Source organism: Streptomyces virginiae (assembly GCF_041432505.1).
GTDB classification, from domain to species: domain Bacteria; phylum Actinomycetota; class Actinomycetes; order Streptomycetales; family Streptomycetaceae; genus Streptomyces; species Streptomyces virginiae_A.
In genome coordinates, this window is the sequence record NZ_CP107871.1 from 734,958 (window position 1) to 757,461 (window position 22,504).

General features: G+C 71.4%; 25 protein-coding genes and 1 pseudogene. 7 read left to right on the forward strand and 19 right to left on the reverse strand.

Annotated features, from left to right (window positions below; all coding sequences use genetic code 11):
• The first annotated feature begins 76 nt into the window (after nucleotides 1-76).
• The gene (locus tag OG624_RS03500) at nucleotides 77-994 is read left to right on the forward strand and encodes an immunity 49 family protein (RefSeq protein WP_323183589.1); all 918 of its coding nucleotides are present in this window, start codon (nucleotides 77-79) and stop codon (nucleotides 992-994) included.
• 25 nt (nucleotides 995-1,019) lie between these two features.
• Here the strand turns inward: OG624_RS03500 and OG624_RS03505 are convergent, their stop codons facing one another.
• Together OG624_RS03505 and OG624_RS03510 are read right to left on the reverse strand one after the other, a co-directional pair.
• The gene (locus tag OG624_RS03505) at nucleotides 1,020-1,661 is read right to left on the reverse strand and encodes a GNAT family N-acetyltransferase (protein ID WP_266355460.1); all 642 of its coding nucleotides are present in this window, start codon (nucleotides 1,659-1,661) and stop codon (nucleotides 1,020-1,022) included.
• A 148-nt stretch (nucleotides 1,662-1,809) separates the two neighbouring features.
• Nucleotides 1,810-3,096, reverse strand: coding sequence for a UDP-glucose dehydrogenase family protein (locus tag OG624_RS03510; RefSeq protein ID WP_033221275.1), 1,287 nt, complete (start codon nucleotides 3,094-3,096; stop codon nucleotides 1,810-1,812).
• Nucleotides 3,097-3,507: 411 nt separating this feature from the next.
• On the opposite strand from OG624_RS03510, the gene OG624_RS03515 reads away from it, so the two are divergent.
• Together OG624_RS03515 and OG624_RS03520 are read left to right on the forward strand one after the other, a co-directional pair.
• Nucleotides 3,508-4,173, forward strand: coding sequence for a deoxynucleoside kinase (locus OG624_RS03515; protein WP_033221277.1), 666 nt, complete (start codon nucleotides 3,508-3,510; stop codon nucleotides 4,171-4,173).
• 129 nt (nucleotides 4,174-4,302) lie between these two features.
• On the forward strand, nucleotides 4,303-5,037 hold the full coding sequence (locus OG624_RS03520; protein WP_371639051.1) for a class I SAM-dependent methyltransferase: 735 nt from the start codon (nucleotides 4,303-4,305) through the stop codon (nucleotides 5,035-5,037).
• Here the strand turns inward: OG624_RS03520 and OG624_RS03525 are convergent.
• Nucleotides 4,984-5,652 carry a helix-turn-helix domain-containing protein gene (locus OG624_RS03525; protein ID WP_371639052.1) on the reverse strand — a complete coding sequence of 223 codons (669 nt, stop codon included), beginning with the start codon at nucleotides 5,650-5,652 and terminating at the stop codon, nucleotides 4,984-4,986. The two genes, OG624_RS03520 and OG624_RS03525, sit on opposite strands and share 54 nt — an antisense overlap.
• Nucleotides 5,653-5,955: 303 nt before the next feature.
• Between OG624_RS03525 and OG624_RS03530 the strand changes: the two genes are divergently transcribed.
• Nucleotides 5,956-6,324: a hypothetical protein gene (locus tag OG624_RS03530; RefSeq protein ID WP_371639053.1), complete on the forward strand. Its 369-nt coding sequence runs from the start codon at nucleotides 5,956-5,958 to the stop codon at nucleotides 6,322-6,324.
• On the opposite strand, the gene OG624_RS03535 is transcribed toward OG624_RS03530, so the two are convergent.
• Together OG624_RS03535 and OG624_RS03540 are read right to left on the reverse strand one after the other, a co-directional pair.
• Nucleotides 6,325-7,971 (reverse strand): HEAT repeat domain-containing protein, encoded by a 1,647-nt coding sequence (locus OG624_RS03535; protein ID WP_371639054.1) that lies wholly within the window; start codon nucleotides 7,969-7,971, stop codon nucleotides 6,325-6,327.
• Between the two features lie 129 nt (nucleotides 7,972-8,100).
• The gene (locus OG624_RS03540) at nucleotides 8,101-8,493 is read right to left on the reverse strand and encodes a hypothetical protein (protein ID WP_158711857.1); all 393 of its coding nucleotides are present in this window, start codon (nucleotides 8,491-8,493) and stop codon (nucleotides 8,101-8,103) included.
• A 255-nt stretch (nucleotides 8,494-8,748) separates the two neighbouring features.
• Between OG624_RS03540 and OG624_RS03545 the strand changes: the two genes are divergently transcribed.
• Together OG624_RS03545 and OG624_RS03550 are read left to right on the forward strand one after the other, a co-directional pair.
• On the forward strand, nucleotides 8,749-9,354 hold the full coding sequence (locus OG624_RS03545) for a hypothetical protein (protein ID WP_371639055.1): 606 nt from the start codon (nucleotides 8,749-8,751) through the stop codon (nucleotides 9,352-9,354).
• 150 nt (nucleotides 9,355-9,504) lie between these two features.
• Nucleotides 9,505-10,272, forward strand: a complete 768-nt coding sequence (locus OG624_RS03550) for a hypothetical protein (protein ID WP_371639056.1) — start codon at nucleotides 9,505-9,507, stop codon at nucleotides 10,270-10,272.
• Nucleotides 10,273-10,375: 103 nt separating this feature from the next.
• Here the strand turns inward: OG624_RS03550 and OG624_RS03555 are convergent, their stop codons facing one another.
• Genes OG624_RS03555 through OG624_RS03565 form a run of 3 tightly spaced genes read right to left on the reverse strand, consistent with a single transcriptional unit; the run spans nucleotide 10,376 to nucleotide 12,220 of the window.
• The gene (locus OG624_RS03555; RefSeq protein WP_326750326.1) at nucleotides 10,376-10,747 is read right to left on the reverse strand and encodes a MerR family transcriptional regulator; all 372 of its coding nucleotides are present in this window, start codon (nucleotides 10,745-10,747) and stop codon (nucleotides 10,376-10,378) included.
• Between the two features lie 27 nt (nucleotides 10,748-10,774).
• Entirely contained in the window at nucleotides 10,775-11,548 is a 774-nt protein-coding gene (locus OG624_RS03560) for an SDR family NAD(P)-dependent oxidoreductase (protein WP_371587163.1), read from the reverse strand.
• A 57-nt stretch (nucleotides 11,549-11,605) separates the two neighbouring features.
• Nucleotides 11,606-12,220 (reverse strand): ArsR/SmtB family transcription factor, encoded by a 615-nt coding sequence (locus OG624_RS03565; RefSeq protein ID WP_371639057.1) that lies wholly within the window; start codon nucleotides 12,218-12,220, stop codon nucleotides 11,606-11,608.
• Between the two features lie 120 nt (nucleotides 12,221-12,340).
• On the opposite strand from OG624_RS03565, the gene OG624_RS03570 reads away from it, so the two are divergent.
• Nucleotides 12,341-13,288, forward strand: a complete 948-nt coding sequence (locus OG624_RS03570) for a DUF2218 domain-containing protein (RefSeq protein ID WP_161296720.1) — start codon at nucleotides 12,341-12,343, stop codon at nucleotides 13,286-13,288.
• Between the two features lie 105 nt (nucleotides 13,289-13,393).
• Here the strand turns inward: OG624_RS03570 and OG624_RS03575 are convergent, their stop codons facing one another.
• From OG624_RS03575 to OG624_RS03625, 11 genes and pseudogenes are all read right to left on the reverse strand, one after another.
• On the reverse strand, nucleotides 13,394-14,353 hold the full coding sequence (locus OG624_RS03575) for a nucleoside hydrolase (protein WP_371639058.1): 960 nt from the start codon (nucleotides 14,351-14,353) through the stop codon (nucleotides 13,394-13,396).
• A 148-nt stretch (nucleotides 14,354-14,501) separates the two neighbouring features.
• Nucleotides 14,502-15,842 (reverse strand): MFS transporter, encoded by a 1,341-nt coding sequence (locus OG624_RS03580; protein WP_371639059.1) that lies wholly within the window; start codon nucleotides 15,840-15,842, stop codon nucleotides 14,502-14,504.
• A complete protein-coding gene (locus OG624_RS03585) occupies nucleotides 15,839-16,537 on the reverse strand; it encodes a helix-turn-helix domain-containing protein (protein WP_371639060.1) in 699 nt (232 codons plus the stop codon). The genes OG624_RS03580 and OG624_RS03585 overlap by 4 nt, the downstream gene beginning before the upstream one ends.
• A gap of 138 nt (nucleotides 16,538-16,675) precedes the next feature.
• Nucleotides 16,676-16,999: a hypothetical protein gene (locus tag OG624_RS03590; RefSeq protein WP_033221302.1), complete on the reverse strand. Its 324-nt coding sequence runs from the start codon at nucleotides 16,997-16,999 to the stop codon at nucleotides 16,676-16,678.
• A 134-nt stretch (nucleotides 17,000-17,133) separates the two neighbouring features.
• Entirely contained in the window at nucleotides 17,134-17,781 is a 648-nt protein-coding gene (locus OG624_RS03595) for a hypothetical protein (protein WP_371639062.1), read from the reverse strand.
• A gap of 198 nt (nucleotides 17,782-17,979) precedes the next feature.
• The gene (locus OG624_RS03600) at nucleotides 17,980-18,606 is read right to left on the reverse strand and encodes a hypothetical protein (protein ID WP_033221304.1); all 627 of its coding nucleotides are present in this window, start codon (nucleotides 18,604-18,606) and stop codon (nucleotides 17,980-17,982) included.
• 105 nt (nucleotides 18,607-18,711) lie between these two features.
• Nucleotides 18,712-18,999, reverse strand: coding sequence for a hypothetical protein (locus OG624_RS03605; protein WP_033221307.1), 288 nt, complete (start codon nucleotides 18,997-18,999; stop codon nucleotides 18,712-18,714).
• 52 nt (nucleotides 19,000-19,051) lie between these two features.
• The gene (locus tag OG624_RS03610) at nucleotides 19,052-19,639 is read right to left on the reverse strand and encodes an SMI1/KNR4 family protein (RefSeq protein ID WP_352163662.1); all 588 of its coding nucleotides are present in this window, start codon (nucleotides 19,637-19,639) and stop codon (nucleotides 19,052-19,054) included.
• 139 nt (nucleotides 19,640-19,778) lie between these two features.
• A complete protein-coding gene (locus OG624_RS03615; RefSeq protein WP_371639063.1) occupies nucleotides 19,779-20,420 on the reverse strand; it encodes a hypothetical protein in 642 nt (213 codons plus the stop codon).
• Between the two features lie 275 nt (nucleotides 20,421-20,695).
• A complete protein-coding gene (lgt, locus tag OG624_RS03620; RefSeq protein ID WP_371639064.1) occupies nucleotides 20,696-21,622 on the reverse strand; it encodes a prolipoprotein diacylglyceryl transferase in 927 nt (308 codons plus the stop codon).
• 133 nt (nucleotides 21,623-21,755) lie between these two features.
• Nucleotides 21,756-22,300: pseudogene (locus OG624_RS03625) on the reverse strand (TetR/AcrR family transcriptional regulator).
• Nucleotides 22,301-22,504: the final 204 nt, after the last annotated feature.

Consider the following 22,504-nt stretch of genomic DNA (forward strand, 5'->3'; position numbering starts at 1 on the left):
GGATCGGAGAGGATGGGTCCTCGAAGATCGACGACGAGGGCGGCGGGAGCGCTGCCGGCCTCGTCCTACGGGGAGGATGGCCACCGTGCAGGAAGTGACGCGTCACGAGGTGGGCGAGGAGCGGACGGGTCGAGCCCTGGAGGACATCCGGCGGCGGACCTTCGGCCGCTGGCACGGACTGCGCTACGGCAGCCTGTCCATCAAGGGGATTCAGGAGACGGGCGACGAACTCCTGGACCATGTCGGCGCCCTCACCCTCCAGGATCCGCAACTGGACGGCGAGCCGGGCCGGTTGGCGCTGCGGACAGCGGCGGAGTGCGCGCTCGGTGTGCTGACGCTCGGCACCTGCCCCGACGGGGACTTCGAGGTCTTCTTCCCCCTCGTCGACGAGGAACTCAGCAGCGAGGACTTCGCCTTCGGCGACGCGGTCGACCAGGCGCCCACGGCGCGGGTCTGGGTGGACGTCTTCGCGCTGAGCGTGATCACCGGGCTGCTGTGGGAGCGGGCCCGGGTGATCGGTCCGCTGCTGGGGAAGGACTACGCTCCCATGTTCCACGCGGGGCTGCCGTACTCGTCCTTGAGCTCGGTGTCCGACCCGGCCGAACTCGCCGAGATGGACGCGCTGTGCGACTACCTCCACCTGGTGGAGACGCCGCGCTCGCCGTGGATCGCGTCCGGGGTGACGCCCCTGCGCAAGCCGGAGGCCGAGGAGCGTGCCGCGGCCGCCGCGCGCCTCGACGCGGCGGGCCCGCAGACCCCTGACCAGCGACTGCTGCGCGTACTCCTCGACGACGACCAGGCCGCGTTCGAGCGGGCCCTGACCGGCCGGCTCCTGGAACACCGTGACAGCGCCGGCCCGGACGCCGCGCCGAGGACGCTGCTGCCGGTCACGGTCGTCGCCCTGGCCGCCCTCGCCGTGCACGCACACGGCTGGGAGCTGAACGTGCGCTCCGGCTACCTCCCGGCGAGCCTGCTGCGCGCCCCGAGCGAGTAGGGGCGCGCACCGCGGCGTGCCCGGGCTAGGAAGGGAGTACGACGGCGGCCGCGGTCGGGAGTACGGCGGGGCGGTCGAGGAAGGCGAGCACGGCCCGCTTCTCCGGGAGGTACACCTCGGGCAGGTCGATCTCCGGGAGCGTGATCTCGCCCTGGCCGACGAAGCCGAGCCGGTTCATCAGGGCCACCGCCTTGGCGTTGGAGGCGTCGGGCTCGGCCACCGCGCGCAGGACGGCCGGGTCACGGAAGGTGAACCGGATGAGCGAGCCGATCAGGGTCCGGCTGAATCCGGGCCGGGGCCGGCCGGCCACCGGGGCCAGCATCAGGTGGACGCCGATGTCGCCCTCCCGGACCTCGTAGCACTCGCTGACCCGGTCCTCGGTGGGCTCGTACGTCTGGAAGAGCGCCACGGGCTCGTCGTCGAGTCGGACCATGAACGCGTGGTGCGTGTCGCGGCGGTCCACGTCCTCGTAGATCTCCTGGACCAGTTCCCGGCTGGCGCCGTTCATGCCCCAGAACTGCGCGCGTTCCTCGACGACCCAGGAGTGCAGCACGGCGGAGTCCGCGGCGGGGTCGACCGGGGTGAAGCGGACCGTGCCGAAGCCTTCGACGGTCTCGGTCAGGACGTCCGCGCGCGGGGAGACGAGGGGGGTGGACTCGGGTCTCATACAGGTTCCGTTTCTGCTTCTGCTCGTGCGGCAAGGACCGGCGGGCGCGCGAGCACGCGCACGCCTCCTTGCTTAGGGTGCCCTAACTATAGGCACGCCTAGAACGAGCTCACGCGCGGGCCCACCGAGCGCGTGAGGCATCCACGGGTCAGGGGCGTCCGACGGAGGTGTAGCGGAATCCGATCTCGCGCAGGCGCGTGGGGTCGAGGAGGTTGCGGCCGTCGAAGAGGACCGGTGTGCGCATGACGCCGCAGGCCTCGGTCCAGTCGATCTCGGCGAGTTCGGGCCACTCGGTCACGATCACGGCCGCGTCCGCGCCGGCGAGTGCCTGCCGCGGGGTCGGGAAGCGGTCCACGGAGTCCCACGGTTCCCCCGCGGCCGGGCGGGCCAGGGGGTCCCAGGCGCGTACGTGCGCGCCTTCGGCGAGCAGCCGTCCGGCGAGCACGGTGGACGGCGCCTCGCGCATGTCGTCGGTGCCGGGCTTGAACGCCATGCCCAGGAGGGCGACGTGCCGGCCGGCGAGGTCGCCCAGCTCGTCCTTGAGGTGTTGGACGGCGCGGCGCTTCTGGATGTTGTTGACGTTGATCACGGCGGTGAGGAGCTGGGGGTGGAAGCCGGTGTTGGAGGCCATCTGGCGCAGGGCTTCGCTGTCCTTGGGGAAGCAGGAGCCGCCCCAGCCGATTCCCGGGCGCAGGAAGTGGGCGCCGAGGCGGTGGTCCATGCCGACGGCTCCGAGGACCTCGGTGACGTTCGCGCCGGTGTTCTCGCACAGGGTCGCGATCTCGTTGGCGAAGCTGATCTTCGTGGCGAGGAGCGCGTTGGAGGCGAGTTTGACCATCTCGGCTGACTTGACGTCCATCGTGGCCACGGGGGCGTCGATGCCGGTGTGCAGGGCGGCGACGAGGGCGCCGGCCGTGTCGTCGTCCTGTCCGATCACGATGCGGTCCGGAGCCATGAAGTCGGGGATGGCTCGGCCTTCGGCGGTGAACTCGGGGTTGGAGACGTAGCCGACGTGGGAGAGCCCGATCTCGTCCAGCAGGAGGCGGGCGCGGGCACCGGTACCGACGGGGACCGTGGACTTCATGGCGACGGCACGTAGGTCGTGGGCCGTGGCCAGGGACCGGATGACGGCCCATACGCGGGTGAGGTCGGCGTCGCCGGAGGCCGAGGGCGGGGTGTCCACGCAGACGTAGGCGATCTCGGCGCCGGTGAGCGCCTGGTCGAGGTCCTGGGTGAAGGTGAGACGTTCCTTGTTCCGGGCGATCATGTCGCCGAGCCCGGGTTCGTGGATGGGAACGTCACCGGCGAGGAGGATGCGGACGCGTTCGGGGTCGATGTCCCGGACCGTCACGTGGTGACCCAGCTCGGCGAGGCACGCGCCGGTCACCAGGCCGATGTATCCGGCGCCGAACACCGCGATGCGTCGCTCTGCCATGGTCTGCCCATTCTCTTCGCGGTCGGTCAGGCGGTGGTTCCGATGGGCCCGGAGAGGCCCTGACCATGGGCGACACCCTACTCGCGCCGCCTCGGCGCCCAGGACGGCGTCCTTGCAGAGCGGGCCGTGGCCGGCGCCGGTGCTCCGGACAGCGGGAGGCTGATCATCACTTAAGATTCAAGGCGGCCGCTGGGCTGCGGCTCGTCGCTTTGCGCGGCGACTGCGGAACGGTCGGGCCGACCGGTCGAGGAGCGCGGCCCGAGCAGGGCAGCGTCTCGGTCCGGACGGCGACCATCTGACGCTGATCATGAAGATCCCGGGGAATCGTGTGACCGCCGGCGTGCGTCTCAGTGGTGTGGGGCCCACAACCCACCCGCCCACGAACAGAAGACCCCCAGGGAGAAGTGAGGTATGCCAGTGATCTGCGTCGGAGGCATGATCGGGATCGGCAAGACGAGCGTGGCCGAGCTGCTCGCCAAGGAGCTCGGCAGCGAGGTCTTCTACGAGAGCGTGGACGACAATCCGATCCTTCCGCTCTTCTACACGGCGAGCCCCGAAGAGATCCAGGCGAAGCGCTACCCCTTCCTGCTGCAGCTCTACTTCCTGCAGACCCGGTTCGCCTCGATCAAGGAGGCGTACAAGCAGGGGGACAACGTCCTGGACCGGTCCATCTACGAGGACTGGTACTTCGCCAAGGTCAATCACGACCTGGGCCGGATCAGCACCCTCGAGATGCAGGTGTACGAGGGGCTGCTCAACGAGATGATGCGCGAGATCGACGGTCTGCCGTACCGCAAGGCGCCCGATCTCATGGTCTACCTGAAGGCGGACTTCGAGACGGTGCTGCACCGGATCGGGCTGCGGGGCCGCGGCTTCGAACAGGACGAGAGCCTCGTCGAGTACTACCGGACGCTGTGGTCCGGCTACGACGACTGGGTGCACAAGCACTACTCGGCCAGCGAGGTCCTCGTCATCGACATGAACCACACGGATGTGGTGAACAACCCCGAGGACGCGGCCCGTGTGGTCCAGGAGGTCAAGGACACCCTGGCGGCGGTCGCGCACCGGCGGATCTGAGCCCGCCGCGCTCGGTCGGTCCGCCGTGAGCGGGGCTCGCGCTGTGCGCGCCCCGCGCCGACCCGGGTCGACCCCACGGCGAGCGGTTCGTACAAGACCGGTGCCGCCGGGGCGCCGGACACTGCCGTCATGACCTCGTCCAGCGAAACACCCGGCACTCGCCCTCAGCCCTCCGATTCCCGGTCCCGGTCGCGCGGGACGGCGCGGGCCGCCCGTCCGTTCACACCCGCCGCGGGCCGGTTCGCCCCCACCAGCCTCTACGACCCCGTGGCCGCCCTGATCCGGGAGCGGCTCTGGCGCGGCCTGCTGGCCATGCACGTGGCTCCGCGGCCGGCAGAGGTGATCGTCGACGTCGGCTGCGGCACCGGCTCCCAGGCCCTGCTGCTGCACCGCGTCGAACCGGCGGCCCGTGTCATCGGTATCGACCCGGACCCCCGCGTCCTGGCGGTCGCCCGACGCAAGGCCCGGGTCGCGGGCGCCGCCGTCGACTGGCGCCAGGGCATGGGCGACGAGCTGGTGGACGTGCTCGGGGCGGGCAGCGCGGACCGCGCCGTCTCCGGTCTCGTACTCCACCAGTGCCCCCTCCCGATGAAGCGGGCGATCCTGGCCTCCCTGCACACCGTGCTGCGGCCCGGCGGCCGACTGGTCCTGGCCGACTACGGACTCCAGCGCACCCGCCTGATGCGCACCGCGTTCCGCGTCGTCCAGCTCGCCGACGGCCGGGCCGACACACAGCCCAACGCCGACGGCATCCTGCCCTCCCTCATCACCGAGGCCGGCTTCGACCAGGTCCGTGAGGTGGAGGTCGTCTCAACCGTCACCGGGTCCATCTCCGTGTACGTGGCCCGACGCGCCGGCGGCTGACTGCGACGGCTCCCGCAGCGCCCGCAGTACGGCCGCCGGAGTCATCCCGATCATCTCCCGCATCCGGTGGGTGAGGTGGGCCTGATCGGCGAAGCCGCCGGCGGCCGCCGCGTCGGCCGGGCTGCGCCCCTCCTCCAGAGCCTGGGCGCTCCGGCGCAGCTTCGACCAGATGCGCCGACGGGCGAGCGGGATGCCCAACTGCTGCCGGGCCAGGGCCCGCAGCCGCTGCGGTGACAGACCCACCCGGGCCGCGACCACGTCCATCGGGACCGGCTCCTCCAGGCCCTCCAGCAGGGCTGCCGCGGCGAGCAGTCGCGGGTCCAGCCCTGCCGAGGGCAGGGCCGCCGCCCGGCCGAGCTCGGCCTCGTCGAGCAGGCCCAGCTCGGGCACCGCCAGGATGCCCGAGCCGGAACCGCACCGGCCGCGCAACCGGTCCGCCAGGGCCGAATGCGGCTCCACGAAGAGCGTGAGCAGCTCCCCCGCCGCCACCATCCGGTGCGCGGTCATGGGCGGGACGAGCAACGCCGTCCCCCTGACGACCGTGCCGTCCGCGCCGGCGAGCGCCGCCTCGCCCCGGGGCGCCAGGACGAGCTGGAAGGCGGCGTGTCGATGCACGGACCCTCCGTGCGACTCCCCCCGATACCACGCGTACCCCTCCTCCACCCCGAACCGCGGCCCCAACTCCCGCCCCACGCCCGGTCCTACGCTCCGCCGTACGTCCCGCATCCGACCGCCGCCCGTCCCCATGCGCCCAGACTGCCAGAGCGCGCGATCCCGGCTCGGGAAGGTACCCGGTGAGCGCGAGCCCGCCACCGCCACGTGCTTGCCGCGACGGTCGAACTCGTCGACGATGCTTCCTAGCCACGGCCTTCCGGATCCCATCGGGCCCGGCCGGGGCAGGGGAGAACAGGGGAAACAGTGACAACACACAGCATTTCGAAGAGGCGTCCGACGGTCGCGGCGGCACTCGTTCCGCTCTTCGTGATCGCCGGGCTGCTCCTGGGCCCTGCGGCCACCGCCTCGGCGGCCGCTCCGGCCGCCCGGCAGGCTTCCGCCGCGGCGGCGCTCCCGCAGAGCGGGGTTCTCGCCGGCGCCGGCGTCGCGACCGGTCTCCAGGCACCGATGTCGTCCCAGGCCCGGGCCACCACCGGGACCAAGAAGGGCAAGAAGAGCAAGAAGAAGAAGGGCGGCCTGTTCAAGACCCTCTTGATCGTCCTGCTCGTCGTCCTCGTGCTGTTCGTCGCCCTGTACCTGGTCCGCCGGGCGCTGCGCCGCAGGTCGGCCTAGCTACGGCAGTGTGAGCGCCCTGTCGATCCGGGCGCGGATCTCCTCGTCCTGGAGGACCGCCCGGTAGTCGCCGTACTCCGAGAGCCGGCGGTCCGAGGCCTTCAGTGCCGTGAGGGCTTCCCGGACCGGCGGGGTGAGGTGTCCGTGGTGGGTGAGCGCGTCGAGGGCGGTGGTGAACATCCCGTGCCACTGCCCGTCGGCGGCATAGGTCAGTACCGTCGCCGCTGCCTCCGCCGGCCCCGGCACCGGTGGTTCCCAGGGCCCCCGGTACGGCGTGAGCTCGCCGGGGAGCAGCGGGTTCTCCCCCCACGCGTGCAGCACGTCCCGTAGGTCCTGGACGAGCCACCCCGCGCGGGAGACCTCGTCCCGGAGGGCTTCGCGTACCGCGGGCAGCAGCACGCGGGCGTGTGCCCGCAGCGATCGCAGGACATCGGCGACGTCCGGCTGCCGCGGATCGCTGAGGGCATAGCCCCGGCCTTGCATGTCCCGGTAGGGCGCCACGAGCCGCTCGACGAGATCGGGCAGGGCGCGGGGGTCCCCGATCCGGGTCAGGGCCCACCGCGCGTGGTCACCGACGGTGCCGTCGAAGTACCGCGATTCCCCGGTGTCGTCGAGGAGGGCGGCGAGCCGGTCGGCGTGCGGGGCCGCTTCCCGGCCGAGGATCGCCAGCAGGTGCGCGGCCTTGTAGCGCACGTCGTCGTCCGGGTCGGCCAGCAGTCCGGCCGCGAGCGGCAGCACGGCCGACGCCGCGGAGGGCCGGGACGACAGCAGTCGCCATGCTTGGTCCACCGCGCATCGGCGTAGCTCCGCGTCGCCGATCCGGGTCCCGGCCTCGGCCAGGGCGGCCAAGAACGAGGTGGCCGCCGTCAGGTCCGGCTCCAGCAGGCTTCCGACCCATTCCGCGACGTTGTTGCGGTCGTACGGGTACTCGCATTCCAGGGTGTACCAGACCTCCCCGAACCTCGGGGCGATCACGGGGTCGGTGAGGATCTCCAGCAGCTCGGGCACGGCGCGCCGCACCGCCTGGGGGTCGAGTGGGGCCGAGGCGACCACGGCCGCCACGCGCAGCACCGGGTCCTCACCGTGGAGGAGCCCGTCGAGGACGGCGCGTACCTCCGCGTCCGTCGACTCGGTGAGGTCCTCCGCGGCCGCGACCCGGCCCAGCGCCACCAACAGGGCCACCTGGACGGAGGGGTCCGTCTCCACGTGCCACCGTTCGAGCAGGGGCCCGGTCCGGTCGCTGATCAGCAGCAGGGCCTCCCGCCGCACCTCGGGGACCGCGTCGTCGAGCAGCCTTCGGATACGGGGCCATTGCTGCCACCACATCGCCGCCCGACCGGGGTCGACGCCCTCACCGTCTCCGGCCAGGGATATCAGCAGGCCGACCATGTAAAGGCGTTGGACCGATTTCGGGTCGAGAGCCAGATCCACCACGAACGGCAGCGCGGCCGTGCCGACCGCTGTGCTCCCGAGGACGAGGTCCTGCAGGTCGCCGCACGCCCGCTCCACGGCCTCCGGGCGGGTGGTGGAGTCCGCCCGGGCGATCCGGCGCAGCACCTTCGGCACGTCGGTGGCCGGATGGTCCGGCCCCGCCGCCCCCAACGCCCGCCAGTCCACCGCGTCGAGCGCCTCCCCCATGTCTCCCATGTCCCCCGCCTCACTCCCGCACGTCCGTTCCCCGTACGGGCATCGTGCCAGTGCGGGGGCGGGCGCGGCGCGGCATTTCCCGGCGGGGGTCTTGTCGGTCGGGACGGCTCGGGCTGTGGGCGGGTCCGTTCAGCCGTCGACGGGGTCGGGCAGCCGGCGGAGTTCGAGCAGGGCCACCGAGATCTTCACCGCGGTGGAAATCGTCAGGGCTTGGAGGAACGGCATCCCCATCAGCCACAGGGCCACCATCATGATCGTGAGTACCAAGAACGCCGGGACCAGATTGGTCCGCCTGATCGCGGTCCGTAGGTGAGCGGCTCGGCTGCGGTGCTGATCGTCCGGAGCGATCGGGCGTGTGGCGACGCCCTCCTCGTTGGCGTGCGGCATGGGCTGCTGGCCTTTCCTCGGGTGCTCGGCTGCGAAGACGAGCCTCGGGCCCACCGGAGTGGACTGCCACTGCTGCCACCCGCCCCGCCGCCATCCGACGGACAGGTTCACCTCACCGGCCCAGGTGCGCGACACCCCGAGCGGTGGAGGCGCGCTCCCCCGGAACCGGGCGCCGGTGCGGGCCGAGTAGCCTGGCGAGTCATGACCATGAGGAGCACTCCTCGACTCCCGCGGCCGGGACCGAGAGCGCCGGAGAGTCGGCGAGTCGGAGAGTCGGATCGAACGCCTTCGTCGCAGGCGGCCGTGGCCCGCACGATCGATCTCGGCTGAATGGCCGGCCCTCCGCTCGGGCGGTCGCGCCCTTCTCGCCGCGATGCCCGAGGTGATGCCGTGAGTCGGCCGACGCGGCCGGACTGGGAGCTGACGCCCCTGGAAGGCGTCGGACCGCTGCGGTTCGGCATGCGTCTCGCGGAAGTCGTCGCGGCCCTGCCGGAGTTGACCGCGCTGCGTCGCTTCCAGGCCGACCCCACCTCCCGCGAGACGCTCGGCGTGGAGTTCGCGTCGGGCCCTGCGGAGCCCGCCGTCCACGCGTACTTCGTCGACGGCCGGCTGTTCTGCGTCGCGGCCGACGCGGCCCACGGGCCCCAGATCACGCTCTGGGGGCGCCGGTTGACGGGCTGCGTCCCGGCCGACCTCGAACGGTTCCTGGGGCACGCGCACACCTGTGAGGTGGTCGACGTGTCCTACGGTCCGCGGGGGAACCCCGGCGCCGACGGGCTCGGGTTGGTGGTGCGACTGCAGGAGGTCGCCGAGCGAGTGGTGACGCGGCCGATCATGGTGGGCCGGGCCTGGGCCGACCGGTGCACCGACGACTGGGAAGGCGCGATCCCGGAGTGCGAATGGGTGGGGCGCCTGTGGCCTTCGTCGGGGGGACCGACATCCTGGCCCCCGCCCGGCCACGCGACGCACTGGGGTGAATGGCAACCTCCGTTCTGACCAGGGACTTTCCCCGATGGCGGCGGGGAGGGGGCCGGGTCCGCCGGGTGAGCCGAGGAGCAATACTCGTCGTACGGGGAACTGCCGTCGAGCGGGGTTCGGGCAGGGGGAAGTGGGGCGCCGGACCCACGACACAGGGGGGAGACCGACATGGCGCTGGACATGACGGTGCAGCGGGCGATGGCCCTGGGACGGGCCCGCGACGAGCGGATGCGCGCGCTGGCCTGGGCCGTGCTGGGCCTGATACTGCTGGGGCTCTCCGCCGCGGCGGGCAGCCGGATCAGTGGTGCGACAGCCGACGAGGAGGCGTTCCTGGCGGCTCGGCCGTGCGTCGAGACGGAGGCGGCCCGGGTGACGGAGGACTGCCTGCACACGATCCGTGCCACGGTCCTTTCCGCCCAGAACGCCAAGAGCGGCCCCAAAGGCGTGTCCGTCTTCCGGATACGGCTGCGCGCACCCGTCCCCGCTCCCGCCGATCAGCCGTTCGATCTGAACTCGAACGGCGATCTGGCCTACCTCGTCAAGCCCGGTGAAGAGGTGGAGGTCACCACGTGGCGGGGCGTCCAGGTCTCGGTCCGCCAGGACGGGGTCTCCGAGACGCTCCCCGGGCTGCCCGACGAGGCCACCATGTACGTCGGGCTGACGCTGGTCGTGGTCTGGACGACGGCGCTGGCCTTCGTCGCCGCGTTCGGCGGTGTCCGCCGGGCCCGCCGCCTCACCACCGGACGCCCCGTCACGCCGCGGGTCGGCTTCGGCTGGGGCAAGGCGCTGGCTGTGCTCATCGTTCCGCTCGTCGTGTCGTTCCTTTGCATGACGCTGTGGGACGCCTGGACGGCGGCGGCCCTGACGGTGGCCATCTGGGCACTGATCGCCTTACCGGCCACGTACGCCGCATTGCGCTGGGACCGTGACGAGTGAGGCACCGCCCGGGTGTCGTCCGTCGAGCCGTACGGCGGGCTCGGCGGCGGCCCGGGGCACGGTCGTGGCGTAAGGCGGTCGACCTTCAGAGCCTGCGATCCCCTCAGGTCAGCGGCCTGACGAGGTCATCCGTCGCCTGCCGCAGTGCCGCAGCCAGTCGGTCGCGGGCCTCGGTCTGGGCGGCGATGCGTTCGTCGAGCACCGCGAGCCGCTCCGTCGCGACGCGCAGCCCTGTGGCCGAGGGCGCCGCGGCCGCCACGTTTCCGTCCAGGCAGGGCGCGAAGACCCGTACGTCGTCCAGCGTGAGCCCGGCGGCCAGCAGGTAGCGGATGTTGCGGACGCGGACAGCCGTCCGCTCGTCGTAGACCCGGTAGCCGTTGGGTGCCCGCTCCGATGAGATCAGTCCCGCCTCCTCGTAGTGCCGCAACGCACGCGCCGTCGTCGTGGTCACCTTCGCCAACTCGCCTATCAGCACCTCTGCCACCTCCGGTGGCCACTCCTATCACGCCACGACAGCCCCGCCGTCGACCGGGAGGACCACTCCGGTGACAAAGGAGGCTCCGGGCGAGGCGAGTTGGGTGATCGCCCAGGCGACCTCCTCCGGTCGGCCGATCCGACCCATCGGGGTGTGCGCGAGCTGCCAGGCGCGGACCGCCGCGATCCGGGCCGGCGCCAGGCCCTGGTGTTCACCGATCGGGGTGTCGACCGCGCCGGGTGCGACGGCCACGACCCGGATGCCCCTGGGCGCCAGTTCCACCGCCCAGCTCCGGGTCAACAGCTCCAGAGCGCTCTTGGTGGCGGCGTAGACCGAGTTGCCCGGCCAGGCCCGTTGGCCCACTGAGGTGCTGACGTTGACGATGAGGCCTCCCGTCCGCTCCAGGGCGGGCAGCGCCGCTTGTGCCAGCAGGATGGGTGCGACGAGGTTGGTGGCGATCTGAGGTGCGATCGTCTCGGGCGTGAGTGCGCCGAGGGCTCCGCCGCGTACGATGCCCGCGTTGTTGACCAGTACGTCCAACCGGCCGTGGATCTCCAGCACCCGCCGGACGATCCGCTCGGGCTCGCCCTCAACGGTGATGTCCGCGGCCAGTGGGGTGATACGGGTCCGGTCGGCCGCGGCGGTCCCGTCGAGCGGTTCGGCCCGGCGGCCGACCGCGATCACGTGGGCGCCCTCGGCCGCGAAGGCGCGGGCGGTGGCCCGGCCGATCCCGGTACCGGCCCCGGTGACGACGACGATCCTGTTGTTCTGCCGTTCGGCGTTGTTGTCCATGCCGGTCATCGTTCAACCTTGCCGCCAAGGGCAAGGTCAAACGGCCTTCCGGTAGCGGCGGGACGTTCAGGGGGCTTCGTCCGGTGGCAGGTTGGGCACATCGGCGCGGAAGAGGCTGACCAGCAGCCCGTACGGGCGGCCTTGCGCGAGGTCCGTCGGATACGGCTCGGTGGCCATCTCGCGCAGTCGGGCCTCCAGCGCGTGCGCCTCGGTGTCGGTGAGCCAGAGGTGGCGCAGCATGGTGTGCGAGGCCTGGCCGGGCTGACGCGGCAGCATCTCGCCGAGCGCGGCGTTGATCAGGAACTCCGGACCGACCTCCGCGTCCTGGTGCAGCTTGAAGGCAGGGGCGGCCAGCGCGAAGTACTGCTCGGTACCGCCGCGCACCTGGCGGGTCTCGGTCAGCCGGACCAGTCCCGCCTCGCGCAGCACGCGCACGTGGTAGCCGATGGTGCCCTTGCTCATCTCCAGCGCCTGGGCGAGCTGGCGCAACGTCGCGGGGCGCTGGCGCAGCACGTTGACCATACGGTGACGCAGCGGGTGCCCCAGGGCCTTGAACTGCTCCGGCGAGCGCAGCACGAGATGGCCCTGCTCGTCGCGAGGTCGCTCATCGTGAGGTCGCTCGTCGTGGTCCGTGTCGCTCCCGTGCGCGGGCGTGGGTGCGGGTGGCTGCTGTTCTGCCATGAGTAAAAGTGTCCACGAACCTAAACACTTTTGACAACTTCGTCTCACCGGCCGCAGAATCCCCTCAGCAAAGAAGTGGCGAGGATTCTCGCCACTTAACGGAGAGACCTCAGGAGTCAGATGCCCCTCGCCACCGCTCACGTCGCCACCACCCGGCCCGCGCGCTATGTCAAGCAGCTCGTCTCGCACATGGGCCACAAGGTCACCACCAGCCTCACTCCCGACGGTCGCGGCGTCATCACGTTGACCGCCGGGGCCTGCAGCCTCACCCCCACCCCGGATCAGCTGGTGCTGACCGCCACCGCGGTCGACGCCGAGTCGCTGGCCCAGGTCCAGGACGTCATCACCCGCCATCTGGTGCGCTTCGCCACGCAGGAGGAACTCACCGTCGAGTGGAGCTCCGCGATCGACGGGGACGATCTCGAGCCCACGCAGCCCGTGATCGGCGAGTACCTGCTCAGCCACCACACCCCGGCCGACGACATCCTCGGCGAGCTGGCCATGGCCACCCGCGAGGCCACCGCCGGCGCCGCGCACATGCAGATCTCCTCCGACGAGGGTGCGCTGCTCACGATGCTCACCCGGCTCACCGGCGCCCGCTTCGCGGTCGAGGTCGGTGTCTTCACCGGCTACTCGGCCCTCTGCATCGCCCGCGGCCTGGCCGACGGCGGCCGCCTGCTCGCCTGCGACGTCAGCGAGGAGTGGACGGCGGTCGGACGGCCGTACTGGGAGCGTGCGGGCGTGGCGGACCGGATCGACCTGCGCATCGCCCCCGCGCTGGAGACGCTGCGCGCGCTCGACGCGGAGCCGGTCATCGACATCGCGTTCATCGACGCCGACAAGCACAACTACCCCCTGTACTACGAGGAGATCGTGCGCCGACTGCGCCCGGGCGGGCTGGTGGTGCTGGACAACGTCTTCCTCGGCGGCCGCGTCCTCGACCCCGCCTACCAGGAGGAGCGCCACCTGGCGATGCGTCACCTCAACGACCTGATGGCGGTCGACGAGCGGGTGGAGTCGGTGATGCTTCCGGTGCGCGACGGGATCACCATCGCCCGGCGCCGCTGACCCTGGCAGCCGCCCGCCCGTACCGGGCGGGCTCGACCGGGCCGATCCCACAGGACGCGGGTGTGCCCGGCGATGCGGCCGCCGGGGACGCCCGGCGGATCCTGTTCAGTCAGGTGTCGGCCCGTGGACGCGCGCGCCAAGGGCCGCGACGGCGCCGACCATGCGGTCCCAGAACGCGCCGGTCTCCAAGGTCACGGCCACGCGCGCGTTGACCGGGCGGCCCGTGGAACGGTGCAGGTCCACGACGGTGGCTCCGCGCGTGTACCGGCCGTTCAACTCCACGGCGACCTGGGCGTCCACGCAGTGCACCAGCCCGGGATCGATGACCCGGGCCACCGCCACCGGGTCGTGCAGCGGCGGACTGGCGAACCCCCACAACTCGCGGTAGGTGGACCCGAAATAGGTCAGCAGGTCGGCGCAGGTCTGCCCGAGGGGCGTGCCCAGGGCCACGAAGCGGGCCACCACTTCGGGCGTGGCCAGTGCCTGGTGCGTGACGTTGAGCCCGCACATGGTGACCGGCACCCCCGAGCGGAAGACGATGTCGGCGGCCTCCGGATCGGTGACGATGTTGAACTCGGCGGCCGGGGTCCGGTTTCCCCGCTCCGTCGATCCGCCCATCAGGACGATCTCGCGGATGCGGGAGGCGTCCTGCGGGTACCGCCTCAGCAGCAGGGCGATGTTGGTCAGCGGGGCGGTCGGGATCAGGGTGACCGGCTCGGGGTGCTCGGCCAGCAGCCGGTGGATGAGGTCCACGGCATGCTCCGGAACGACATCCACCGTGGGGGCCGGGAACATCGGCCCGTCCAGTCCGCTGACCCCGTGCACGTCGGCGGCCACACCGAGCGGCTGGACGAGCGGCCGGTCGCAACCCGCGGCGATGGGAACGTCCGTGATCCCGGCGACCGTGCAGACCCGGCGGGCGTTGAGCGTGGTCTTGTCGAGGGTCTGGTTCCCCGCGACCGTGGTGATGGCGAGCAGGTCCACCGCCGGGTCCGCGGCGGCCAACATGATCGCGAGGGCGTCGTCGTGTCCGGGATCGCAGTCGACGATGATCGGGACGGGCACGTCACTCCTGGCGCTGCGGGGCGTGGAACTCCAGTGTGCCGCCGGGCCGGTGCCCTGACCACACCGCCTCGCCCGGACCACCAGGACGGCGCGCCGAACGGGCGACGCGGGAACGGTGGAACGATCCGCCCGAAGCGCGCGCCGTGGGTCAGCTCGTGGAGGCGGCGGATTCCGCTGCCGGGGAGGGGCACGCCATGGGTGGGTTCGGCGATGTGGGCCTGCCGCGGCGGAGCCACAGGAGGGAGCCCACCAGCAGTACGCCGCCTGCCGGCAGCCAGGACATCGGACCTGGCGGGAGGACGCCGACGACCAGTCCGGTGACTGCTCCCACCGACTGCATGACGAGGGATTGGACCGACAGGGCGGTGGCCCGGCCCGTACGGGCGACACGGCGGTGCAGGATGTCGTTCTCGTTCGGTCCCGCCGCCCCGAGTCCGAGGTAGACCAGGCCGTAGCCGACGGCCGCGAGGACCAGGGCGCCCGCCCCCGTGGAGCCCGCGGTGGCGCCGAGCAGGAGCAGGCCGCCCGCGCCGATGCCGAGGCTCGCCAGGACCGCACGCTCGCCACTGCCGGCCGACCGGGCGGTCAGCGGAGCGAGATGGCTGCCGAGTCCGGAGCAGATGAATCCGGCGCAGGCCAACGCGGCGAAGAGCACCGCCCCTGACTCCGATGCCCCGGTGACGGCCGCGGCGCGCCCCGGCATGAGCAGTTCGATCGCGACCAGCGCGCTGCCGGCCGCGCCCGCGCTGAGGAACACCCGACGGACCAGCGTGTCGCGACCGCCCAGACGCAGGCCGTCCACGACGGTGGCCGGAATCCCGCGTAGTACGTCGCGCAGGGCGACCGTCGGCCGAGGCGGCTCGGGCAGGGCCGTCAAGACGTACAGCACGAAGGCGACCTCGACCGCCGAACCCAGCAACAGGGGTGCGGAGAGGGGCAGTACCAGCCCGGAGGAGGCTTCGCTCAGCCGGGCCCCGAGGTCGGGGCCGACTCCGAGCAGCCAGGGAAGGGCGCCGCCGAGCAAGGTTCCGGTGGCGAGCGCGGCGGACGTGGCGGTGGAGCCGGCGGCCAGGCCGGTGCGCAGATCGGCGTCGGGGCCGGCGTGCGCGTGGACGGTGTCGACGTACCAGGCTTCGGCCGGCCCGCTGGAGAGGGCACGGCCCGCACCCATCAGCACCATGCCGAGGCCGAGCAGCCAGGGACCGGAGCCCAGGCCTACGAGGGCGAGGGCGGTCAGGTTCAGCAGGCCCGCGGCGATCAGGACGACGCGGCGCCCCAGGACGTCGGCCAGTCCCCCGGTGGGCAGTTCCAGTGCCGCCGCTGTCAGCGAGTGCGCGGCGAACAGACCCGCGATCGCTGCCATGGTCATGCCACGTTCGGTGAGCAGCAGGATCAAGGGCGCGAGACTCAGCCCCAGCGGCAGCCAGAAGAGCGCGCAGACCGTGAGGTAGCGGCGGCGTGCGGTGGGTATGTCCAACGTCTCGTTCATGACGCGTTGTCGTTGTCGGTACCGGCGTCGGTACCGGTACCGATGTCGGCGCCGGCGTCGGGGTCCGTGCGCGTCGGCGTCGGGCCCGTGACTCTCGGCTCCGCGCCGGAGTCCCGTGGCGCGAGGGCCAGTCCGGCCAGGACGAGGACGACCTGCCTCGCGCGAGGATCCGCCGCGTCACGGGCGGTCAGTTCTTCCAGCTTTCGGTCGAACACCTCGCGGAGTTCGGTGAGCGACTCGGGCGTCAGACGGGGCATCAGGTCGCTGATTCCCGACGGCTCCACCCACTCCTGCGCCAGTCGGCCGTCGGCCATGTCGGCCTCGTGCTGGACGAGAGAAGTCTCCAGGTGCTCGATCTGCACCCTGCGCGACAGGGTGAGCAAGGCACGGCTGGCCGGCGAGGATTCCATCGACTCGTTGCTCCAGGCGGTCAAGGAGTGCACCGCCCGCCAGCGTCGCTCCCGGCCGTCCCGGTGTTCGGCCTCGGCGACGAACGCGTTCTTCGCCAGGACGCGCAGGTGATAGCTGGTGGAGGCGGACGACTCCCCCGTCCTGACCCCGAGCTCGCTCGCGGTGGCCGGGCCGTCCTGCCTGAGCAGCCCGAGCAGGCGGATGCGCAACGGGTGCGTGAGTGCCTTCAGGGCCGCGGCGTCCCGCTCCGGATCGAGGACGCGCCTGTGCTCTTCGCTGACCATGCGGGAAGGCTAGAGCCCCCGAAAGCTTTCCAAAAGTATTTTTGCAGAATTTATTTGGGGAAGGGCCGCCACCCCTCCGGGGGTAGCGGCCCTCGCGTATGTCGCCGCCGGACCGTCGGTACGGGGAGCCGGCGGGAACTACTTGCCGATGATGCTGCCGGCCCACTGGCCGGCGGCACGCTGCATGAGGGCGTCGTTGCTCAGGATCTGGGTCCCGGGCATGGCCGCCATGCCGATGTCGCCGGTCGGGGCGGCACCGTTGTAGGAGCCCACCGTGTTGTCGCGGCCCGCGTTGAAGACGTCGTCACCGGCCACCTGGCTCAGGTCACCGAAGACGATGGAGTACGTGTTGCTGACCGGTGCGTAGATGGTGAAGGCGTCGTCGGCGGAGGCGGCGGACGCACCCGCCAGGAGGATGCCACCAGCGGCGAGAGCGGTCAGGGCGCAACGGATCGATCGCACGAGTACTGCCTTTCGTGGAGGGGTGGTCGAGCAGTGCGAAGGTAGGCCGCCGCACGCCACGAGACCCCGAACCCGGCGCCGTACAGCCCGAGTCCATCCGTACGGCGCAGCCGGCCGGGGGACGCCGGGGCTGCTCAGCCGTACAGGCCCCAGCGGTCGAGGCCGGAGTAGATGACAGCGGTCCGGTAGTCGGGTCGGGAGAAGAACTCGGCCTGGCCGGTATGGATCGCGATCAGCGAGTCCGTGCCTCGCCACCAGGTGTCGGCCAGCCCTTCCACTTCCGGGACCGGCTCGTAGGACCCGAGGTCGAGGGCATCGACGTCATCGCCTGTGACCTTGGTGATCTGCTTCGCCCACATGGTGGCGTGGTGGGTGAGCGCGACCGACTCGATCCATCCGCCGACGCTCGCATGCAGGGGCACCCACGCCGCTGTGCCGAGACCGAACTCGCCTCGGGGACCGATCATGAAGCTGTAGGAAACCGACGTCCGCTGGTCTCCCGCCCAGAACCACCAACCGTCCGACAGCGCCGTCTCCGGCACGTCGGGGCAGAACTGCTTCGGACCGCCCTCGTACGTCGGAACCGGCGGCAGGGCCAAGCCACCCCACTGCTCGTCGAAGGCCTCGACCCTGTCGAGCACCACTTCGGGGATCCCGAGCTCCAGCCAGCGAGCCCGGTACTGTGCGGCTCCCAGGCCTTCGAGTCGTAGCCCGTGGACCCTGACGAAGGACTGAGCCCGCTCGGAGAGCTCCTCCGGCGCACGAGTGAGGTAGTCATTCACCGGGTGGACGGTACACAGCCCGGGCAGGTGCGCGCTGGGCAATAGGCCACCGGTCGCGGTGGAACGCGCTCACGTCTGCTTGCACCGTGGCGCAAGCAGCCCGTGCATCACCATCGACGGATGCCGAAAAGCTATCCGAGCTGGGACGATCGTCGGCTGACCGTTGGGTGGAACCTGGCCCCCGCCGCGGCTCGTAGGTCAGTCGTCCGGTGATTCGTCGGCAGCCGAGCGGCGACCTCCGAGGGAGGCGACCAGCGCGTCCGCCACGATCGCCGCGTCCGCCTCCGCGACCTCCGCGGGGTATTCGGGCAACAGATCGTCCCAGACGGGCAGCCAGGACCCGTACAACTGGCTCTGTCCCTCGGGCCGGGCGAAGAACCAGATGTGCAGGTGTGCGCCGCCGTCCCCGATGCGGTAGACGTGGGCTCGCGAGATGTGTGGCAGAGCCTGTACGTGGCGGACGATGTGTGTGGACAGGAGCCCCAGCTCGGCCGCCAGTTCATCGGGCAGGTCGGCCATGTCATGGTGCTCACGCGGATGCAGCATGAGCGCCAGCGGCACACCGACTCCCGTGATCCGGGAGAGCCGCCAACCGTCGTTGAACCAGATGCCTTCGTCACGGTCACGGCACGCCCCGCAGTCGGCGGGGTCCTCGCCGTGTCGCGGCGGCTCGGGCAGAACCGGTGGACGCAGCGGCGCGACGCGCAGTCCGTCCGGCTCGAACGGGCTGATGTCCCACCCGGTCATGCGGGCGAGCGGGAGCCGGCGCTCGCCATCCGCGGCGGTACGGGCATGGTCGTAGAACTCGTCAGGTCGTAAAGCCATGATCCGAAGACTAGTTCGACCTCGATGGAGGTGAGGATCGGGGTGCCCTCGCCGTACCGCCGTCCTGTGGGTCGAGTCGATCCTGACAGGACATCAGGTGACGCTTCACGGCGGATCACGCTCCAGGTCGTAGAGGTACGAGCGGTCGTTCTTGAAGCTGCGCCAGACGGTGGCCGGGGGTTCGGGTGCGTCCGAGTCACTGTGGAGGGGATGGGCGGTGACGAGGCCGTCGGCGATCTCGCAATGCCAGCCGTCGGTCGGCGACCAGCAGCACCACACCCGGCCGTCGGTTCGGCGGAAGGCTGGCCGGCCGTTGCGCTCACCGGCGTGGTCGAAGCGGTGGCGGAGCCCGTCCGTGCGGCGCACGAAGGTGAACGATGAAGGTGCCGTCATGGTTTCCGTGCTGTAGGGGACTCGACGTCCATGGAGGGGTGATGACGTGTGATCAGATCCTCGGCGCCATGCGGTACGCCTGTGGATGCGCGTGGAGGCGCGGCGAGGTGAGGGACAGGGCCCTGTTGTCCCGTCCGGCGGCCATGTGGTCGAGCCATCGCTCGTACCAGGCGAGGAAGTCCGGGGCCGAGGAGACGTTCGGGCCCCAGAAGCCGTCGGCGTTGCCGATGAGCACGCGGCCGGCGAGAGGGCCGGTCACGCCTATGAGGGCGATGTCGCTGCAACCGCATTCGATGACGGACAGGAAGAGGTGACCGTCGCGGGTGGGGCGGTGGGCCCGAGTGAATCCTCGGGTGCCGGCGTCGGGAGCCGCGCGGTTCATGGTGAAGAGGGCGCAGCCTTCCAGCGGGATCAGTCCGTAGTACGGGGACGCACCACTGCCGCCCATGCCGATGAGGAAGTCGCGATAAGGCTGTGGAAGTTCCACGTCGTGCTCGGCTTCGAAGGCATCCGCCCGTGCCTCGGGCAGGCGGGGACCGAGACGAAAAGCGTGCCGCTCTTCGCCGAAGGAGTGGCTTCGGCCCGGCGTGTAGGGGATGCGTGCCAGCTTGCGTCGCAACCGCGGGATGCGGGAGTCCATGCGAGCTCTTCTCTTGTGTGTCGCCCGTATTCTACCGAGCCCTCGCGCACGGTCGGCCGCGGGGCGCGGGCAACGCGTGGAGCGGGCAACGCGTGGCCCGGTGTCCGCCGTCAGCCGGCAACGGCGGACACCGGGCCGTTCAGGAGGCGGCGGCCTTCTGGATCCGGGGGACGAAGAGCCGGGCCAGTGCGTGGGCGGTGGCCGGGTCCAGGTCGCTGCCTCCCCCTTCCAGCCTCACCTGGGCGATGACCGTGCCGAGGCACATGGTGAGGTCGAGGCCGTTCAAGCCGCCGGCGCTCCGGTAGTACGCGTGGCTTTCGACGCCCGGAACGGGCGGAACCTCTGCCTTGGAGTACTTCGCCGACCAGTCCTTCTCCTTGCGGCACGCGTCCTGTGCCGCCTTCTTGTCGGCGTAGGCCACGATGTCGAAGAGGGCCCGCTCGCCGACCTCTTCGAAGTTCGCATCGCCGTCGGCGACATTGGTGCAGTCCCAGTGCGTGTCCGGTCCGCACTCGGCCGCGGGCTTGGGTGTCTCCTCGATGTCCGCCCTGGCGCTCTTCGGCGTCCACCCGGCCATCGACGCCGGATCCGGCAGTGCCTGCTTGAACCGCTCCTCCGTCGTGAAGACGGTATCGAAATCCACGGTGCCGGCCGCTGCCGGTTTGCCCGAACTCGATGCCCCGCCGGCCTTGGCGCTGTCCCCGCCGGAAGCCTTCTCGCCGACCGTGTCGGCGCCCCCTCCGCAGCCGCCGGCGAGCACCCCCAGCGCGACCAGCACCATGGCGGACGTTCCCCTGCTGAACCTCAACATCGTTCTCCCCGTTGTCCGTTGCTCCCCGGACGGCGGCCGATGCGGCGGTCCGTCGCGGCATCGGACGATGATGCCCGGCGAGCCCACGATGATCAACTGGAGGTCGGGGCGCGGTCGGGCTCGCGGCGAAGCCGGAACGCGCGTCGTGGTCGGCCCGGGTGGGTGCCCGACGCGACCAGCCCCGCGCCAGGTCGAGGCGCCCGGCTCCTCACGCGCGCGCTCGCCCGGTGCAAGGTCTCACCCGCTCATCGTGCGTCGTCGCCCCGTGCTCCTGCCGTGACGGCGACGTCCGAGCGCGGCTCGACCACGCCCCCGTCGCCCTCGGCGCTTTTGTCGCGGTCGTCGCCCTGCGGCCGCGTCCCGTCCTCGCCGCCACCAGGGCGGCGGCGGGCCGACACGACGAGGTAGGCGACGGCGCCGAGGAAGACCACGACGGAGGTCAAGCCGTTCAGGCGCAGGCCGAGGAAGGAGTGGGACTCGTCGATGCGGAGATACTCGGTCCAGAAGCGGCCGACAGTGTAGGCGGCGGCGTACAACGCGAAGGTCCTGCCGTTACCGAGCGCGAACCGGCCGGCCGCCCGGAGGACCAATGCCGCGACACCGATGTCCCACAGCGACTCGTAGAGGAAGGTGGGATGGTACGTCGCGAGGTCGAGCGTGTCGGACGGACGGTGCGCGCGGTCGATCTCCAGGCCCCACGGGAGTGTGGTGGGGCGGCCGTAGAGTTCCTGGTTGAACCAGTTGCCCCAACGGCCGATCGCCTGGGCCAGGGCTATGCCGGGGGCTACCGCGTCCGCGTAGGCGGGGAACGGAATCCGGTGACGGCGGCAGCCGATCCAGGCACCGAGCCCGCCCAAAGCGATGGCTCCCCAGATGCCGAGCCCGCCCTGCCACACGTACAGGGCTCGGACGGGCTCGCCTCCTTCGCCGAAGTACGCGTCGGGGCTGGTGATCACGTGGTAGAGCCGTCCGCCGACGAGGCCGAAGGGCACCGCCCAGAGGGTGACGTCCGCAATGACTCCGTGCTCCCCGCCGCGCCCGACCCAGCGCCGGTTGCCGAGCCGGACGGCGACGAACACGCCCAGGATGATGCAGAAGGCATACGCCCTGAGCGGGACCGGGCCGAGGTGGAGCACCCCGGTCGAGGGACTGGGAAGGTAGGCGAAGTCCATGGCTGCTCCGTGATGATCTCGGTCGAGCGATCGGGTAAGGCTCCGATGCGGGTGCTGTCACGCCTCTCCTCGCCCGGCCGAGCGGGCGGAGCGGGCCGGACCGGCCGTGGTGGTGCCGGTTCGGGGGGTCCGGTCATTCGGTGACACCCCCGGTCTTCTGCCGGATCGTTTCGGCGAACGCCTCGCAGCCCGTGCGCCATGCGGCGTCCAGGTCGGCGCCCGACGGGAAGCGGCCGTCGAGTTCGAGCACGACCATGCCGTGGGCGAAGGCCCAGAACGAGCGCGCGACGTCGATGTCGCCGTGCACCGCGTGGGCCAGTGGCATCGCGGCGCGATCTTCGAGTCCGTCGGGGAGGGCCGTGCGAGCGGGCGGGTGTGGCTGATGCGGTAGAGGTGCGGACTGGCGAGAGCGTGCCGTCGGTAGGCGCGCGCGAGCACGAGCAAGGGCGGTTCGGCGCCGATCTCGGCCTCGGCAGCCTCCAGTTCCTCGGCCAACTGCGTCATGCCCTGCACCTGGAGTCCGGCCTCGACGGCGGCCTTGTCCGGAAAGTGCTTGTACAGGGAAGGCGCCCGGATGCCGACGCGCGCGGCGATACGTCGCATGGACAACGCGTCCGGCCCCTCCGCGTCGAGCAGTTCCCGGGCTGCGGCCATGATCTGCCGCGCTCGGTCAGCCATGACGGGCCGTCCGCACGCACGCGGTGCCGGTTGTCGCGGTGTTCACCGCACCCCTCTCACGTGGTGACCGACCGAGTCGGCCGACGACGTGCGCCGTGCCGGGCAGTCACGCCATGGCTAACGGTGTTAGCCGTCAAGGTTCAGGGGTGTGCCGCACCTGGTCGTGGAGCGTGGGACCTCAGCCGGTGCCGTTCCGCCGGCACG